Raw genomic sequence first — 17761 nt, forward strand, 5'->3', positions numbered from 1 at the left:
GCAGGGTATCCCTCGTTTAGGGTTGACCCGCGTCGTCACCAGACGCCCCGTCCGAGCACAGTAGGAGTACGGCGTGCAATTCGATGTCCTCATCGAGATCCAGAAGGGGTCCCGCAACAAGTACGAGGTGGACCACGACAGCGGCAAGGTGAAACTGGACCGCTATTTGTTCACCGCGTTCGGCTACCCGACCGACTACGGATACATCGAGGACACCCTCGGCGAGGACGGTGACCCGCTGGATGCGCTGGTCCTGCTACCCGAACCGGTGTTCCCGGGGTGCATCGTGGAGGCGCGCCCGGTCGGAATGTTCCGGATGACCGACGAGAAGGGCGGCGACGACAAGGTGTTGTGTGTGCTGGCCGACCCGCGCTGGGACCACATCCAGGACATCGGCGACGTGTCGGAGTTCGAACTCGACGCGATCAAGCACTTCTTCGTGCACTACAAGGACTTGGAGCCGGGCAAGTTCGTCAAGGCCGCCGACTGGGTCGGCCGCGAAGAGGCCGAGGCCGAGGTGAATCGGTCCGTCGAGCGGTTCAAGGCCGAGGGACACTAGGACACCCGTACGCTTCGGCACCGATCCACAGCTTCGGCACCGATCCACAGCTTCGGCACCGATCCACAGCTTCGGCGCCGATCCACGTCGTGCACCGATCTACGTTGTGCACCGATCCACGTTGTGCAGCGAAAGTGCGAGTACGCCGCTGCACAAGGTGGATCGGTGAGATTCCGGGGCTGAGAGGCGGGTCACCGCGCAAATTTGCGTGGCCGTAACACAGCGTAACGCCGCTGTTCCCTGCGCCTCCGATCATGGCTCCTGTGTTGCTGCATCAGGGGATCGGGTTGGACGCGTTCAACGCCCTGCCCATGCGCCGCGCCGTCCACGCGGTCTTCGAATGCTGCTACAGCGTGCCGTTGGCCGCCGACCTGGCCCGCGCCCGCCCGTTCGACACCCATGATCGGCTGTTCCGCTTCGCCGACACCCTGTTGTTCGGGTTGAGCGAGGAATCGATCGACTCGATCCTGCAGGCCTATCCGGACGTCGGGAAGCGACCGGGCAGCGAGAAATCACAGGCCGAACAGTGCGCGATCACCGACGAGCGCCCGGGCATGATGGCCGAATTGGCGGCGGCGTCGAAGTCCTACCTGGATCATTTCGGGTTCGGTTTCGTGATGTTCGTCAACGGCTACGGCGCCGACGAGGTGCTGGCCTCGATGCGCGACCGGATGCACAACGACCGCGAGACCGAACGCAAGGTGGTGCGCAACGAGTTGGCCCGGATCAACCGGACCCGACTGGAGCGCATGCTGGGCCCCGAGGGTGGCTACGACAACTGGTGACCGGCCCGCTGGCCTAGGCTTTCGCGGGTGAGTACTGCGCCGACCAGACCTGCCCACTCCCACTTCCTGGCATTGCCCGACCTCGCCGCGCGATCCGCGGGCGGGGCCGTGCTGTGGGCCGACGACGATCTGTTCGCCGAGAAGGAGAACCTGATCAACCCGGCGCCCGCCGAGTTCCGGCCCGCGACGTTCGGGCACAAAGGTCAGGTCTACGACGGCTGGGAGACGCGCAGGCGCCGGGGCGTCACCGCGGACTCCCGCGACTGCGCCATCGTCCGCCTGGCGGTGCCGGCGATCGTGCGCGGAGTGGTCGTCGACACCGCGTGGTTCACCGGCAACTACCCACCGCAGATCTCGGTCGAAGCAGCCGCCGTGGAGGGCTACCCGCCGGTGCAGGATCTACTCGAAGGCACCGAGTGGACGACGATCGTCGGACGTAGCGCCGTCGACGGCGACACCCGCAATTCGTTCCAGACCACCTCGACTCGGAGGTGGACCCACATCCGGCTGTCGATCTATCCCGACGGTGGCGTCGCCAGGTTCCGGGTGCACGGCGAAGGTCTGCTCGACCCGGACTTCGCCGAGAATATGACGCTGGACCTGGCTGCGATGGCCAACGGCGGCCGGATCACGGCCTGCTCGAACATGTACTACAGCTCCCCCAACAACCTGCTGTTACCCGGTGTGGCGCGCACGATGGGCGAAGGATGGGAAACCTCGCGCCGGCGCGACGCCGGCAACGACTGGGTGGAGATGAAGCTCGCCGGCCAGGGCCTGCTCAACGCTGTCGAACTGGACACCTCGTACTTCGTCGGCAACGCACCCGGCGCCGCCCGCCTGACGGGCCGTGACGGGGACGGGGAATGGTTCGAGATCCTGCCGACCACCGATCTGTTGCCCGACACCCGGCACCGGTTCCGGGTCGACGACGAAAGGCCGGTCACCGAAGCACGACTCGATATCTACCCGGACGGTGGGATGGCGCGGGTGCGCCTGTTCGGTGCGTTGACCCCCGCCGGGCTGCGCACCGTGTGTGATCGCTGGAACTCCGGCGACTGACATGAGCGTCGAGGGCCGCTGGGACTCCCAATTCGACCGATTGGCCGAGGCATTGGCCGAGGAGGTCTCGTCCGGCGGGGAACTCGGCGCGGCGCTCGCCGTGGACATTGACGGTGAGATCGTCGCCGACATCTGGGCAGGACACGCCGACCGTGCCAAAACCCTTCCTTGGCAACAGGATACGATCGTCAACTTCTGGTCGTGCACGAAGACGCTGACCGCGCTGGCCGCACTTCTGCTCGTCGACCGCGGCGAACTCGACGTGTTCTCCCCCGTCGCGGCGTACTGGCCCGAGTTCGCCGCCGCGGGCAAGGAGCGCATCGAGGTGCGCCACCTGCTGTCGCACACGTCCGGTGTGTCCGGCTGGCAGGTCCCGTTCGGTGTCGAGGACATCTACGACTGGGACGTCGCCACCACGCGTCTGGCCGCGCAGGAGCCATGGTGGCCTCCTGGCAGCGCGTCGGGCTACCACGCGATGAACTACGGCCACCTCATCGGCGAGGTGATCCGCCGCATCACCGGGACCTCACTGAAGGACTTCGTCCGCGACGAGATCGCCGTCCCGTTGGGCGCCGACGTCCAGATCGGCGCGCAACCGGGCGACTCGGGCCGCATCGCCGAACTGGTGGCCCCACCGCCGTCGGATCGCGGCACCGATCGGCTACCGGCCGACCATCCCGCAGTCAAGACTTTCGCGGCGTTCCCGCCGGGCGCCTACGGCGTGGCACATGCCGAGACCGAGGCGTGGCGGCGCGCCGACATCGGCGGCGCCAACGGTCACGGCAACGCCCGCGGACTCGTGCGGGCGCTGTCGGTCGTCTCGCTGGGCGGCCGGGCCCACGGGCGGCGGCTGCTCGACGGGCGCACCATCGATCTGATCTTCGCCGAGCAGTCCCGCGGTGTGGACCGGGTGCTCAACACCGAGCTGCGCTTCGGCATCGGATTCGGCCTCCCCACGCCGGCCAGTGTGCCCGCCGTCCCGGACGGACGCGTGTGCTGGTGGGGAGGTTGGGGCGGGTCGCTGGTGGTGATGGACACCGACCGGCGCGCCACCTTCGCCTACGTGATGAACAAGATGGGCGGGGGCACCACCGGAAACCCCCGCACCGTGCGTTACGCCAAACTGATCGACGCGGCGGTGTCGGCGCTGCGAGCCGAACGTCAGGATGCGCGCGGGTGATCGATACCCGGTCGATCGATCTGACGGGCGTCGGCGAGCCGGGCCAGCACATCGCGGCCCACCGTCGCGAGATCCTGCCGCGGAGCGGCCGGGATCAGCGTGACCCCGTCGGCCACCTCTGCCGAGGCGATGTCGCTGATCAGGCCCGCCAGACCGGCCACGGTGCCCACGTAACGCACCGTGCCGGCATCCGCCGGTCCGAGAATCTGCTGCGCCGATCGAAAATCGACGCCGACCGCGACGGCAAGGTCCAGAATCACCGCGACATCGCCGGAATCGGCACGGATACGGGCCCGCACCCGCCTGGCCTGTTGTAAGTCCGGCGCAGCGACCCGAACCACCGGCTCGTCGCCGCCCGTCAGCTCGCGCACACCGCCGTCGTCCGCCACGAAAACCCGCATCAGATCACGCTATCGGCAGCGCCGCGCTCCGCCGAGTGTTGCGCTCAGCGCGAGCGCAACACCCCAGCGGTCAGCGTGTCGGATCGTGGTGCGGGTCGACCGCCGGCTTCTCCCCCGTCGTGCCGGTTGACGTGCCGTTTTTGCGGACGTCGTGCACCCGGGTCTTGTACAGGCTGGCCGCCGTGGTGATCGACAACGTGACGATGATCACGCCGAGGCTCAGCAGGGTGGGGATCTCCGGGACCGGGACGTGCTGGCCGCCGTTGATGAACGGCACCTCGTTCTCGTGCAGCGCGTGCAGTACCAGCTTGACGCCGATGTAGAACAGGATGAACGCCAGCCCCTGCGACAGGTACACCAGACGCTTGAGCAGATCGCCGAGCAGGAAGTACAGCTGGCGCAATCCCATCAGGGCGAACACGTTGGCGGTGAAGACCAGGTACGGCTCGCGGGTGAGACCGTAGATGGCCGGGATCGAGTCCAGCGCGAAGATCAGGTCGGTGGTGCCCAGCGCGACGATCACCAGGAACATCGGCGTCATCAGCCGCTGCCCGTTCTCCTTGACCCACAGCCGCAGGCCGTCCCACTGATCGGTGAACTTCATCCGCTTCTGCGCGAAGCGCACCACCGCGTTGTCGGCGTCGTCGTCATGATCGGTGTCGCGGACCAGCTTGACGGCGGTGTACAGCAGGAACGCCCCGAAGATGTAGAACACCCAGGAGAACTGCTGGATGGCCACCGCGCCGAGGGCGATGAAGATGCCGCGGAAGATCAGCGCCAGGATGATCCCGACCAGCAGCGCCTGCTGTTGATAGATCCGCGGAACCTTGAAGCTCGCCATGATGATCAAGAAGATGAACAGGTTGTCCACCGACAGGCTGTACTCGGTGAGCCAGCCCGCGAAGAACTCGACACCGTACTGCTGCCCGTGGAAGGCCCAGGTCCACACGCCGAAGGCGATGGCCAGCCCCACATAGAAGGTCAGCGCGGTGGCGGTCTCGCGGCGCGACGGCTCGTGTGGGCGGCGCCCGATCACGATCACATCGAACAGCAGGATCGCGAGCGTGACTGAGAGCGTGATCGCCCACTCGAGTCCACTGACGTTCATCAAACCTCCGGTCGTCGTTCAACGCCGGAGGTCTCTTCCGCCACCGCCGACGGCGGAAGGCCCACAGCACCGGTCATCCCAGGCGGGATGACGTGATGGCGATGCCGTGACGAAGGAATACTCCCCTCCAAGCCGCTCATTGTGCCAGGCAGTCGCCCGACACGCGAAACGAGCGCCCCGAGGGCGCGAAGCGACCCCCAACGCTTAGTAGTTTGTACCCGTGACAGCCGCGGATCGATCCCCCGAGATCCCCTCTCAATACCTGCTGTCGGAGTTCGCGCCGCCACCGCGCACCCTCATCGCCATCCTCTACGAGACCGCACACCGCTACCCCGACGCCCCTGCGCTCGACGACGGCACCGTGCAGCTCACCTACGCCGAGTTGATCTCCGACGTCGAGGACAGCGTGGCCTGGCTCGGCGCCCGCGGAATCGGGCGGGGCGACCGCATCGGGATCCGGATGCCGTCGGGCAATTACGCGCTCTACGTCGCAATACTGGCGACACTCGCTACCGGCGCGGCGTACGTGCCGGTCGACGCCGACGATCCGCAGGAGCGAGCGGACCTGGTGTTCAACGAGGCGGACGTCGTCGCGGTGATCACCGAACGCGGACTGGTGCGCGGGCCGGGATCGTCACGGGGATGGCGTGCCACGGCCCCGCTCAGCCGCGACGACGCGTGGATCATCTTCACCTCCGGATCGACGGGCACACCCAAAGGGGTGGCGGTCACGCATCGCAATGCGGCGGCGTTCGTCGACGCGGAGGCACAGATGTTCCTGCGGGAGAACCCGCTGGGCCCCGGGGACCGCGTGCTCGCCGGCCTGTCGGTGGCGTTCGACGCGTCCTGCGAGGAGATGTGGCTGGCGTGGCGGCACGGCGCCTGCCTCGTTCCCGCGCCGCGATCGCTGGTGCGCAGCGGCATGGACCTCGGCCCGTGGCTGGTGTCGAGGGACATCACGGTGGTCTCGACCGTGCCGACCCTGGCGGCGCTGTGGCCGGCCGAGGCGTTGGAGGCGGTGCGGCTGCTGATCTTCGGCGGCGAAGCCTGCCCGCCCGAACTTGCCGAACGCCTGGCCGCCGGGCCCGATTCGGTCGGGCGGGAGGTCTGGAACACCTACGGACCCACCGAGGCGACCGTCGTGGCCTGCGCGGCGCGCCTGGACGGCCGCAGCGCGGTCAGCATCGGGCGGCCGCTGCCCGGGTGGGATCTCGCGGTCGTCGACAAAGAGGGCTGCCCGGTCGGCATCGGTGAGGTCGGCGAGCTCGTCATCGGCGGGGTGGGACTGGCGCGCTATCTCGACCCAGACAAGGACGCCGAGAAGTACGCTCCGTTGCCCTATCCGAGCCCCCTGGCGCTGTGGAACCGGGCCTACCGCAGCGGGGATCTCGTGCGCCTGGAGCCCGAGGGCCTGTACTTCGTCGGCCGTGCCGACGACCAGGTCAAGGTCGGCGGTCGGCGCATCGAGCTCGGTGAGGTGGACACCGCGCTGGTGCACCTGCCGGGAGTCAGCGGCGGCGCGGCGGCGGTGCGCCGCACCGCGTCGGGGACCCCGCTGCTGGTCGGGTACATCGCGGTGGCGCCCGGCCTGGAAGGCACCTTCGACCTGGGCGAGGCGCGCACCCGGCTGGCCGAGTCACTGCCCGCGGCACTGGTGCCCCGCCTGGTCGTCGTCGACGAACTGCCCACCCGCACCTCGGGCAAGGTGGACCGCGATGCGTTGCCGTGGCCGGTCGGCAGCGCCGACACCGACGAGGGCGCCGATCTGGGCGGCACGCTGGGGTGGCTGGCCGGGCTGTGGCGGGAGGTGCTGGCGGCTCCGGTGGACGGACCCGAGGCGGACTTCTACGCGCTCGGTGGCGGGTCGTTGTCGGCGGCGCAGCTGGTCTCCGCGCTGCGTCAGCGCTACCCGCAGGTCACCGTCGCCGACCTCTACGACCATCCTCGGCTCGGTTCGCTCGCCGGTTATCTCGACGAGCTGGCTCCGCCGCCGGCCGTCGAGACCCGGGTGGTGCGGCCGGTGTCGCGCCTGACCCAGGCCGTCCAGGTCGCGTTGACGGTGCCCCTGGCGATGCTCACCGGAATGCAATGGGTGGTGTGGCTCGCGGTCGCCAACAACGTGGCAGCGGCGCTGTCGCTGGTGCAATGGGCGACACCGGTCAACTGGTGGTGGATCCTCGCCGGCTTCCTGCTGTTCGTCACGCCGCCGGGACGCATGAGCATCGCGGTGTTCGGCGCGCGCGTGCTGGTCGGCGATCTGGCGCCCGGCACCTACCGGCGCGGCGGCTCGGTGCACCTGAGGGTGTGGCTGGCCGAGCGGCTCGCCGAGGCCAGTGGCGCGGAGAACATGGCCGGGGCGCCGTGGCTGGTCTACTACGCCCGCGCACTGGGCAACAGCGTGGGCAAGGGCGTCGATCTGCACTCCGCCCCGCCGGTGACCGGGATGCTCACGCTCGGCCATCGCTGTTCCATCGAACCCGAGGTCGACTTGAGCGGGCACTGGGTCGACGGGGACCTGTTCCACGTCGGCGCGATCACGGTCGGCAACGACGCCACCGTGGGCGCCAGGACCACGCTGCTGCCCGGGGCCGTCGTCGGCAAGAACGCTGATGTCGCGCCCGGCTCGGCGGTCATCGGCAAGGTCAAGAACGGCCAGTACTGGAAGGGTTCACCGGCGACCAAATCCGGTAAGGCCAAACACCCGTGGCCGGATCACCGCCCGCCCAGGGCGCCGGTGTGGGTGGCCGTGTACGGCGTCACCTCGGTGCTGCTGGGCGCGCTCCCGCTGGCCGCGCTGGCCGCCGGCCTGGCCGTGATCGGCTGGGGGGTGCGCGACACCGCCTCGGTGCCGTCGGCAGTCGTGCCGGCCCTGCTGTGGCTGATCCCCGCGACCGCCGCGGCGCTGCTGGTCTATGCGCTGGTCACGGTGGTCGGGGTGCGGCTGCTCGCGCTCGGCCTCGACGAGGGCTACCACCCGGTGCGCAGCCGCGCCGGGTGGCAGCTGTGGGCGACCGAACGCCTGATGGATGCCGCCCGCAACTACCTCTTCCCGATCTACGCGAGCCTGCTCACACCGTGGTGGCTGAGACTGCTCGGCGCGAAAGTCGGTGCCGGAACCGAGATCTCGACCGCGCTGCTGATCCCGAAATTCACCGTCGTCGACGACGGGGCGTTCCTGGCCGACGACACCATGGTCGCCTCCTACGAACTCGGCGGTGGATGGATCCACGTCGCGCGCGCCACCATCGGCAAGCGCGCGTTCCTGGGCAACTCGGGCATCACCCAACCCGGGCGGCGCGTCCCCGACGACGGCCTGGTCGCCGTGCTGTCGGCCACCCCGTACAAGGCCAAGGCCGGGTCGTCGTGGCTGGGCAGCCCGCCGGTCCGGCTGCGTCGCCAACCCACCGCCGCCGACGCACTCCGCACTTTCCACCCGTCCGGCCGTCTGAAAGCGCTGCGCGCCGTCGTCGAGACGTTCCGGTTCGTGCCCGTCGTGGTCACTTTCGCGATCGGGGTGGCGGTATTGCTGACGCTGCAGTTGCTGGCCGCGTCGTTCGGCTGGTTCTGGGCGGCACTGACGGCCGGGTTGGTCCTGCTGGCCGCGGGCGCGGTCGCCGGGGCAGTCGCCGTTATCGCCAAATGGCTTGTGGTGGGCCGTATCGCCGCCGTGGAGCACCCGCTGTGGTCACCGTTCGTCTGGCGTAACGAGGTGTCGGACACTTTCGTCGAGACGGTCGCCGCGCCGTGGTTCGCGCGCGCTGCATCGGGTACGCCGGTGATGAACCTGTGGCTGCGGGCGTTGGGCGCGAAGATCGGACGTGGTGTGTGGTGTGAGACCTACTGGCTTCCCGAGGCGGATCTGGTGACCCTCGATGCAGGCGCCACGGTGAACCGGGGGTGCGTGGTGCAGACGCATCTGTTCCACGACCGGATCATGCGGATGGACACGGTGGTGCTGGAGCAGGGTGCGACACTGGGTCCGCATTGTGTGGCGCTGCCCGCCGCACGGATCGGCGCAGGGGCCACCGTGGGGCCGGCTTCGCTGGTGATGCGCGGCGACGAGGTGCCGCCGTCGACGCGGTGGCAGGGCAACCCGATCGCGCCGTGGCTGCCGTCGCGCAAGAAGCGATCCGAGGGCTCGGAGGCCAAAACCAAGAAGCCCACGGCCGCGTGACGGGACGCAAACGGGCCGCCAAGAAGAGCGCCGTACCCGTCATCGATCCATATCTGCCGGCCTGCGGCAACTTCGGGTACCGGGTGTCGCGCTACGAGCTGGAGTTGGAGTACAAGGTCGCGATCAACCGGCTCGCCGGTGCGGCCACCATCACCGCCGTCACGCTGGCCGAACTGAAGACGTTCACGCTCGATCTGTCCGCAGCGCTGTCGGTGGCGAAGGTGACCGTGAACGGGAAACGCCCGGCGCACTACCGGGCTTCGGCCGGCAAACTGCACATCACCCTGGCCGAGCGGCTACCTGCAGGTGCGGCGATGACGGTCGCGGTGCGCTACGGCGGCACCCCCCGCCCCACCCGATCCGTGTGGGGGGAGGTGGGATTCGAGGAGCTCACCGACGGGGCACTGGTCGCCGGTCAGCCCAACGGAGCGTCGTCGTGGTTTCCGTGCGACGACCATCCCAGCGCCAAGGCCAGCTTCCGCATCCAGATCGCCACCGAGAGCCCCTATTTCGCGATCGCCAACGGCAAGCTGCTGGGCCGCCGCGCCCGGGCCGGCATGACCACGTGGGTGTACGAACAATCCGAACCCACCTCGACCTACCTGATCACGTTGCAGGTCGGGCTGTACGAACGGCACCGGATGACCAAGAACGGCGTCGAGATGTTCGCGGTGCTGCCGCGCCGGCTGCGCGACGAGTTCGACTACGACTTCGGCCGACAACCGCAGATGATGAAACTGTTCATCAAGCTGTTCGGCCCCTATCCGCTCAACACCGGGTACACCGTGGTGGTCACCGACGACGCTCTGGAAATACCTCTTGAGGCGCAAGGGATTTCCATCTTCGGCGCCAACCACTGCGACGGACGCCGGACATCGGAGCGGTTGATCGCCCACGAACTGGCACATCAGTGGTTCGGCAATTCGGTGACCGTGCAGCGGTGGCGCCACATTTGGTTGCACGAGGGATTCGCCTGCTATGCCGAGTGGCTGTGGTCAGAGCATTGCGGAGAGCGCAGCGCCGACCAGTGGGCCCGCCACTATCACGCCCGGCTGAAGAACTCACCGCAGAACCTGGTGCTGGCCGATCCCGGTCCGCGCGACATGTTCGACGACCGCGTGTACAAGCGCGGCGCACTCACCCTGCACGCGCTGCGAAAGCGCCTCGGCGACTCCGATTTCTTTGCGCTGCTGCAGGATTGGACAGACCGCTACCGGCATTCCAGCGTCGTCACCGACGATTTCATCGGATTGGCCGCTCGCCACACCGACGACTCGCTGCGCCCATTGTGGGCGGCATGGCTGTACTCGCCGGGGGTCCCCGCGCTGGACGACAGGCCATGACCGACGCGACCGCGGGGCCGTCGGGTGCGGTCACCCGGGGCAGCGTGGTCCGGGTCGGGGCCGCCACAGCGATGTCGGCGTTGTGCGGGTACGCGGTGCTCTACCTGGCAGCCCGCGACCTCGAACCGGCCGGCTTCTCGGTGTTCGGGGTGTTTTGGGGCGCGTTCGGGCTGGTCAGCGGCGCCGCATTCGGACTGCTGCAGGAAACCACCCGCGAGGTGCGCTCACCGACCGCTGACCCGCACGGCAGGCGCACGCATCCGGTGCGGGTCGCCGCGGGTGTCGGGCTGGTCGCGGCGGCTGCCATCGTGATCAGTTCGCCGGTGTGGGCGGGCGGCGTGTTCGCCCAGTACCGCACCCTCAGCGTGATCCTGCTCGCCGCCGGACTGGCCGGATTCTGCCTGCACACCACGCTGCTCGGGGCGCTGGCCGGGATGGACCGCTGGTCGGAGTACGGCGCACTGATGGTCACCGACGCCGTGCTGCGGGTCGCGGTCGCCGCGATGAGCTTCACCGTCGGCTGGGGGCTGGGTGGCTACCTGTGGGCGACGGTCGCGGGCGCCGTCGGTTGGCTGCTCATGCTGCTGGTGTCCCCGACCACCAGGGCGGCTGCCCGGTTGCTGACCCCCGGCGGCACGGCGACCTTCCTGCGCGGCGCCGGGCACTCCATCGCCGCCGCGGGTGCCAGCGCCGTCCTGGTGATGGGGTTTCCGGTGCTGCTGAAGGCCACCTCCGGCGACCTCGGCGCCACCGGTGGCGTGGTGATCCTGGCGGTCACCCTGACCCGGGCTCCGCTGCTGGTTCCGCTCACCGCGATGCAGGGCAATCTGATCGCGCATTTCGTCGATCAGCGCGAACACCGGCTCCGGGCGCTGATCACACCGGCTGCGCTGGTCGGTGCGCTCGGCGCGGCGGGAGTCGCGCTGGCCTGGGCATTCGGGCCGTGGCTGCTGCGCGAGGCGTTCGGCCCGCAGTACCACGCCGACGGCGCGCTGCTGGCCTGGCTGACCGCGGCGGCGGCGGCGATCGCGCTGCTGACCCTGACCGGTGCCGCGACGGTCGCCGCGGCGCTGCACCGCGCCTATGCCGCAGGCTGGGTGATCGCGACCGTGGCCTCGACTGTGCTCCTGCTGCTGCCGCTGCAGCTCGAGGTGCGCACGGTGGTCGCATTGCTGTGCGGTCCGCTGCTGGGCATCGCGGTGCACCTGGCCGCACTCGTTACGGTGGCATACCGACCCGTCGGTTCCACCGAGCCGCGCGCGACGACGAAGGAGACACCGTGACCTGGTTGGTGACCGGCGGCGCCGGCTACATCGGCGCCCACGTGGTGCGCGCATTGCGCGACGCCGGGCTGGGCATCGTCGTCATCGACGACCTCTCAACCGGCCTGGCCCGGTTCGTTCCCGACGGGGTGACGTTCGTGCAGGCCAACCTGCTGGACGCGGCCGCCGTGAGCGCCACGCTCACCGCGCACGACGTGGCCGGAGTGATTCACATCGCCGGCTACAAATACGCCGGCGAATCGGTCAAGCGGCCGCTGCACACCTATCGACAGAATGTGTCCGCGATGATCACGCTGCTGGACGCCGCGACGGCGGCCGGAATCGACAAGTTCGTGTTCTCCTCCAGTGCCGCCACCTACGGAACCCCCGACACCGAGATCGTCGACGAATCAACTGCGACGCGCCCGGAATCTCCCTACGGCGAGAGCAAGCTGATCGGCGAGTGGTTGCTGCGTGATGTCGGTGCCGCCGGCCCGTTTCACCACACCAGCCTGCGCTATTTCAACGTCGTCGGGTCAGGTTCTGACGATGTGTTCGACGTCAGCCCCTTCAACCTGTTCCCGAAGGTGTTCGACATGCTCTACCGCGGGCAGACTCCACGGATCAACGGCGACGACTATCCGACCCCGGACGGCACCTGTGTGCGCGACTATGTCCACGTCGCCGATGTCGCCGCGGCGCACGTCGCGGCCGCGCGCCGACTCGAGGCGGGGCAGCATCTGGAACCGGTCTACAACCTGGGCAGCGGGTCGGGCACCTCGGTGCGGGAGATCATGACCACCATGCGGGCTGTGACCGACATCGAGTTCGAACCGGAGATCGTGCCTCGCCGGCCCGGCGACCCGGCGCGCATCGTGGCCGCCGGCGATCTCGCGGCCCGGGACCTGGACTGGCGGATGCGGCACACGTTGACCGATATGGTCGCCTCGGCCTGGTCGGCGCGCCGGGCTGCCGGTCAGTCCTACCCGTCCGTCGGGGCGGCCTCCTGACAGGCGCCGGCAACTGGGTTGCCCGCACTGCGGCGGCGCTGATCGCGCTGCATGTGGTGATCCGGGCCGTATTGGCCTTCGGCGGCTATTTCTACTGGGACGACCTCATCCTGGTCGGCCGCGCAGGCACCCAACCACTGCTGTCACCGGGCTATCTGTTCGACGACCACGACGGACATGTGATGCCGGCGGCGTTCCTGGTCGCCGGGTCGATCACCCGGCTGGCGCCACTGGACTGGGTCGGCCCGGCCATCAGCCTGGTGGCCCTCACGTTGCTGGCCGCGCTCGCGCTGCTCCGCGCGCTCCATGTGCTTCTCGGCTGGCGTCCGGTGCTGTTGGTGCCCTTGACGTTCGCGCTTTTCACCCCGCTGGCGGTGCCCGGGTTCGCCTGGTGGGCGGCCGCGCTGAACTCACTGCCGATGCTGGCCGCGATGGCCTGGGTGTGCGCCGACGCGATGCTGTTGGTGCGTACCGGCAACCAGCGGTACGCGCTGACCGGTGCGCTGGTGTTCTTCGGCGGCCTGCTGTTCTTCGAGAAGTCGGCGATCATCCCGTTCGTCGCATTCACCCTGGTGGCGCTCTACGGCCACGTCACCGGCACGCTCACCGTGCGGCAGGTCTGGTGGCGGGGACGGCGGCTGTGGACGGCCGCGCTGGCGGTGACGGCGGCGTGGATCGGGGTCTACCTGCTGGTGGTCGATCAGCAGCGGTGGAGTTTCGACCTCGCGATGACGTGGGATCTGCTGTCCCGCTCGTTCACCCACGGCATCGTGCCCGGTTTGGCGGGCGGACCCTGGGAGTGGCAGCGATGGGCCCCGGCATCGCCGTGGGCGACCCCGCCGGCGGCGGCGATGGTTCTGGGCTGGATGGCGCTGGGAGTCGTCGTGGCGGTGTCGGTGCTGCGCAAGCAGCGCATCGCCGCGGTGTGGCTGGCGGCATTGGGCTACGCAGTGGCCTGCCAGGTGCCGATCTACCTGATGCGGTCGTCACGATTCACCGCGTTGGAGTTGGCACAGACGTTGCGCTATCTACCCGACCTCGTCGTGGTGCTGGCCCTGCTGGCCGCCGTCGGGTTGTGCGCACCGAATCGGCAGCGAACCCGCTGGCTCGACGCGTCACGCCGGCGTGCGTTGGCCACCAGCTGTCTCGGAGTGGCTTTCGTGGCCGCCAGCCTGTATTCGACCGCGACGTTCCTGACCAGTTGGCGGGACAACCCCGCGCAGCCCTACCTGACGAATGCCCGCGTCGGGCTGGCGCAGGCGCATGCGTCCTCCAACGCCCCGATGCTCGACCAGGAGGTCGATCCGATGGTGCTGCAGCGGGTGGCGTGGCCGGAGAATCTGGCCTCACACATGTTTGCGTTGCTCCCGGACCGCCCCGAATTCTCCTCCTCCACAACAGATCTCCGCATGCTCGACGTCGCGGGCAAAGTGGTCGACGCCCAGGTGACGTGGGTGCGCAGCATCCGCCAGGGACCCGACCCGCAATGCGGGTACCTGGTGCAGCCCGATTTCCCGGTTCGGATGCCGCTGGACGGCCCGCTGCTGCCTGCGGATTGGACGGTGGAGCTGAACTATCTGGGCAACAGCGACGGCTCGATGACGGTGGCGCTGTCCGAGGGGGACGAGGTCAGGGTTCCGGTCCGCCCCGGCCTCAACCGGGTCTACGTCCGGCTGCCGGGGGCCGGCGACGCGATCACCGTCAGCGCGAACACGGCCGCGCTGTCGGTCTGCCTGGCATCGGGTCCGGTCGGTTTCCTTGCCCCGCAGCCGGGTTGACGACGTGGCCGGACCACATTCGCGGGAAAGCGTGTGGAGCCGCCTGGGGGAATCGAACCCCCGACCTATTCATTACGAGTGAATCGCTCTACCGACTGAGCTAAGGCGGCGCTGTCGGGCGGCATGAGTCTACGGCAGGGCCCACCAGCGGCCCAAGTTGAACCCCGGTCGCTGCGCTCGAACCTCAGCTGCGCAGGGCCTGCCCGACGGTGCCGACCATCGCGTCCACCGCGAACTTCGGCTTCACGTTGACCGCGAGCGCCTCCCGGCAGTCCAGCACGGCCTCGATACAGCGCAGCAGCTTGTCCGGGGGCGCGTGCGCCGCCATCGCCGCGACCTTGTCCGCCATATCCGGGTGATTCGCCACCACATCGGTGGCACCGGAAGCCACCAGTAGGGCGTCGCGGAAGTAGGTCGCGAGATCGATCAGCGCGCGGTCCAAGGCGTCCCGGGACGCCCGCGTCTGCCGGGATTTCTGTCGCCTCTCCAGATCTTTGAGCGCACCGGCGGCCCCACGCATGGTGCCCGCGGTGCCCTTACCGGTACCGCCGGCGCCCAACGCGGTGCGCAGTTCATCGGCCTCGGCCTCGTTTCGGCCCTCGGTGAGTGCCTTCGCCTCCGCTTCGGCGGTGGCCACCAACTCCTCCGCGGCCGCGTACGCCCGTGACGGTGTGGCTGCGTCCCGGGCCAGCCCGAGGGCACGTTGACGCCGCTCTCTGGCCTGTTCGTCGGTGGCTAGCCGGCGCGCCCGCCCGACGTGACCGCCGCTGACCGAGGCGGCCCACACCGCGTCGCGCTCCGGCAACCCGTCGGCCTCCATCAGCACCCGGGCGATGGCGTCCACCGGAGGTGTCACAAGCGCGATGTGGCGGCAGCGGGAACGCAGCGTGATCGCGATGTCCTCAGGGTCGACCGAGGGCGCGCACAGCAGGAACACCGTGGACGGGGGCGGTTCCTCGACGACTTTCAGCAGGGCGTTCGCCGCGCCTTCGGTGAGCCGGTCAGCGTCCTCGATCACCACGATCTGCCACCGGCCGGTGCCGGGTCGGCGCGACGCGATCTGCACGATGGTCCGCATCGCATCGACGCCGATCGACAGTCCCTCGGGGATGATGCGCCGTACGTCGGCGTGCGTCCCCGCCATCGTGGTCGAACAAGACCGGCATTCACCGCACCCCGGCGGGCCCGCGGACGTGCACTGCAGCGCGGCGGCGAAGCACAGTGCGGCGACCGAGCGTCCGGACCCGGGCGGCCCGGTGATCAGCCAGGCGTGCGTCATGGTTCCTGTTACACCGTCGGCGTCGTTGTGAGCCGTATCACCGCGGGCTGCGCGCGCGGCGGCGATCAACTCCGTCTCGACTGCGTCCTGCCCCACCAGACGCGAGAAAACACCGGCCATCGCCGATAACAGTAATGCTGCGAACCGACACGTCAGTCCCAGACGCCACTTCCGCGTCAGCGGAGCCCGATACGGTAAGCGGGTGGCCGCCGAACCGATCGAGATCGGACGAATCAGTGCATTCGTCCGCTGGGTCGCGCGCACCCCGTGGCCGGTGTTCACGCTGGGCATGCTGCAGGCCGACATCATCGGCGCCCTGCTGGTCCTGGGTTTCCTCCGGTTCGGTCTGCCTCCCGAGGACCGTATCCAGCTGCAGGATCTGCCCGCCTACAACCTGGCGATCTTCCTGGGCTACCTGTTCGTGTCGTTCACGGTGGCCTCGTATCTGACCCTGCGCATGCTGATCCCGGTCATGCGCTGGCAGCGCCGCGACATGCTGCTGGGCGACCGCGACCCCGCCGACACCGAGGTGGCCCGCATGCGGGCGCTCAAGATGCCGTTCTACCGGTCGCTGATCAGCGCGACGAACTGGCTGCTCGGTTCGGTGGTGTTCATCGTGGCCAGCTGGCCGGTTGCCAGCAAGTCGGCCCCGGTGGTGGCGGTCGCCACGGGCCTGGGCGCCACCGCGACCGCGATCATCGGCTACCTGCAGTCCGAGCGGGTCCTGCGGCCGGTGGCAGTGGCGGCGCTGCGCGGCGGCGTACCGGAGAACTTCCGCGCCCCCGGGGTCATCCTGCGCCAGGTGCTGACGTGGGTACTGGCCACCGGGGTACCGCTGCTGGCGATTCTGCTGGCGCTGATCGCGAGCAAGTTCGAAGTGCTGACCGCGCCGGCGGACCGGCTGATCACCACGATCCTGCTGCTCGCGATCGTGGGCCTGGTGATCGGGTTGACCAGCACGGTGCTGGTTGCGATGTCCATCGCCGACCCGTTGCGTCAGCTGCGCTGGGCCCTGGGCGAGGTGCAGCGCGGCAACTACAACGCGCACATGCAGATCTACGACGCCAGCGAGCTCGGGCTGCTGCAGGCCGGCTTCAACGACATGGTGCGCGACCTGGCCGAACGACAACGCCTCCGCGATCTGTTCGGCCGTTACGTGGGCGAAGACGTCGCACGCCGGGCGTTGGAACGCGGAACTGAGCTCGGCGGTCAGGAACGCGATGTCGCGGTGCTGTTCGTCGACCTGGTCGGCTCCACCCGCCTCGCCGCGACCATCCCGGCCGCCGAGGTGGTCAACCTGCTCAACGACTTCTTCCGGGTCGTCGTCGACACGGTCAATCGGCACGGCGGGTTCGTCAACAAGTTCCAGGGCGACGCCGCGCTGGCCATCTTCGGCGCACCGATCGAGCATCCCGACGCCTCCGGGGCCGCGCTGGCGGCTTCCCGCGAGCTGCATGACGAGCTCATCAGGGTGCTCGGCGAGACCGAATTCGGCATCGGCGTATCGGCGGGCCGGGCCATCGCCGGACACATCGGGGCCCAGGCCCGCTTCGAGTACACCGTGATCGGGGACCCGGTCAACGAGGCCGCCCGCTTGACCGAGCTGGCCAAACTCGAACCGGGACATGTGCTGGCCTCGTCCATCGCGGTGGCCGACGCGCTCGATGCCGAGGCCCTGTGCTGGGACGTCGGTGAGATCGTCGAGTTGCGGGGCCGCACGGCGCCGACACAGCTGGCCCGCCCGGTCAACCTGATGTCGCACCGCGATGCCGCCGACCAGGAAGTCGCCGCCGACCAGGAAGTCGCTGGCGACCGGGGTTGAG

The 17761-nt window shown here is 69.1% G+C and carries 13 protein-coding genes and 1 tRNA gene; 10 read left to right on the forward strand and 4 right to left on the reverse strand.

Going from position 1 to position 17761, the window contains the following annotated elements; translation table 11 throughout:
- The first annotated feature begins 73 nt into the window (after nt 1-73).
- The 4 genes from ACNUDN_RS24580 (at nt 74) to ACNUDN_RS24595 (ending at nt 3583) form a co-directional block, all read left to right on the forward strand.
- The gene (locus ACNUDN_RS24580; RefSeq protein ID WP_419124325.1) at nt 74-559 is read left to right on the forward strand and encodes an inorganic diphosphatase; all 486 of its coding nucleotides are present in this window, start codon (nt 74-76) and stop codon (nt 557-559) included.
- A 263-nt stretch (nt 560-822) separates the two neighbouring features.
- Nucleotides 823-1344: a 2-oxo-4-hydroxy-4-carboxy-5-ureidoimidazoline decarboxylase gene (locus tag ACNUDN_RS24585; RefSeq protein ID WP_419124326.1), complete on the forward strand. Its 522-nt coding sequence runs from the start codon at nt 823-825 to the stop codon at nt 1342-1344.
- A 27-nt stretch (nt 1345-1371) separates the two neighbouring features.
- Entirely contained in the window at nt 1372-2403 is a 1032-nt protein-coding gene (gene alc, locus ACNUDN_RS24590; protein ID WP_431960808.1) for an allantoicase, read from the forward strand.
- Nucleotide 2404: 1 nt separating this feature from the next.
- Nucleotides 2405-3583 carry a serine hydrolase domain-containing protein gene (locus tag ACNUDN_RS24595; RefSeq protein WP_419124327.1) on the forward strand — a complete coding sequence of 393 codons (1179 nt, stop codon included), beginning with the start codon at nt 2405-2407 and terminating at the stop codon, nt 3581-3583.
- Here the strand turns inward: ACNUDN_RS24595 and ACNUDN_RS24600 are convergent.
- On the reverse strand, nt 3565-3984 hold the full coding sequence (locus ACNUDN_RS24600) for a hypothetical protein (RefSeq protein WP_419124328.1): 420 nt from the start codon (nt 3982-3984) through the stop codon (nt 3565-3567). The two genes, ACNUDN_RS24595 and ACNUDN_RS24600, sit on opposite strands and share 19 nt — an antisense overlap.
- Nucleotides 3985-4054: 70 nt before the next feature.
- Nucleotides 4055-5092 carry a TerC family protein gene (locus ACNUDN_RS24605; protein ID WP_419124329.1) on the reverse strand — a complete coding sequence of 346 codons (1038 nt, stop codon included), beginning with the start codon at nt 5090-5092 and terminating at the stop codon, nt 4055-4057.
- A gap of 220 nt (nt 5093-5312) precedes the next feature.
- Here ACNUDN_RS24605 and ACNUDN_RS24610 point away from each other — a divergent pair, with 220 nt between their 5' ends.
- From ACNUDN_RS24610 to ACNUDN_RS24630, 5 genes are read left to right on the forward strand one after another with little or no spacing between them, the layout of a single operon-like run.
- Nucleotides 5313-9266, forward strand: a complete 3954-nt coding sequence (locus ACNUDN_RS24610; RefSeq protein WP_419124330.1) for a Pls/PosA family non-ribosomal peptide synthetase — start codon at nt 5313-5315, stop codon at nt 9264-9266.
- Entirely contained in the window at nt 9263-10609 is a 1347-nt protein-coding gene (locus ACNUDN_RS24615) for a M1 family metallopeptidase (RefSeq protein ID WP_419124331.1), read from the forward strand. The genes ACNUDN_RS24610 and ACNUDN_RS24615 overlap by 4 nt, the downstream gene beginning before the upstream one ends.
- Entirely contained in the window at nt 10606-11892 is a 1287-nt protein-coding gene (locus ACNUDN_RS24620) for a hypothetical protein (protein ID WP_419124332.1), read from the forward strand. The genes ACNUDN_RS24615 and ACNUDN_RS24620 overlap by 4 nt, the downstream gene beginning before the upstream one ends.
- Nucleotides 11889-12881 carry a UDP-glucose 4-epimerase GalE gene (gene galE / locus ACNUDN_RS24625; protein WP_419124333.1) on the forward strand — a complete coding sequence of 331 codons (993 nt, stop codon included), beginning with the start codon at nt 11889-11891 and terminating at the stop codon, nt 12879-12881. The genes ACNUDN_RS24620 and galE overlap by 4 nt, the downstream gene beginning before the upstream one ends.
- Entirely contained in the window at nt 12878-14659 is a 1782-nt protein-coding gene (locus ACNUDN_RS24630; protein WP_431961185.1) for a hypothetical protein, read from the forward strand. Before galE ends, ACNUDN_RS24630 begins: the two co-directional genes overlap by 4 nt.
- 34 nt (nt 14660-14693) lie before the next feature.
- Here the strand turns inward: ACNUDN_RS24630 and ACNUDN_RS24635 are convergent.
- A tRNA-Thr gene (locus ACNUDN_RS24635) sits at nt 14694-14769 on the reverse strand.
- A gap of 74 nt (nt 14770-14843) precedes the next feature.
- A complete protein-coding gene (locus tag ACNUDN_RS24640; RefSeq protein WP_419124334.1) occupies nt 14844-16058 on the reverse strand; it encodes a DNA polymerase III subunit delta' in 1215 nt (404 codons plus the stop codon).
- On the opposite strand from ACNUDN_RS24640, the gene ACNUDN_RS24645 reads away from it, so the two are divergent.
- Nucleotides 16057-17760 (forward strand): adenylate/guanylate cyclase domain-containing protein, encoded by a 1704-nt coding sequence (locus ACNUDN_RS24645; protein ID WP_419125296.1) that lies wholly within the window; start codon nt 16057-16059, stop codon nt 17758-17760. The genes ACNUDN_RS24640 and ACNUDN_RS24645 overlap by 2 nt on opposite strands.
- The last annotated feature ends 1 nt before the right edge of the window (nt 17761 follow it).

This window comes from Mycobacterium sp. smrl_JER01 (assembly GCF_048513595.2).
Taxonomy (GTDB): domain Bacteria; phylum Actinomycetota; class Actinomycetes; order Mycobacteriales; family Mycobacteriaceae; genus Mycobacterium.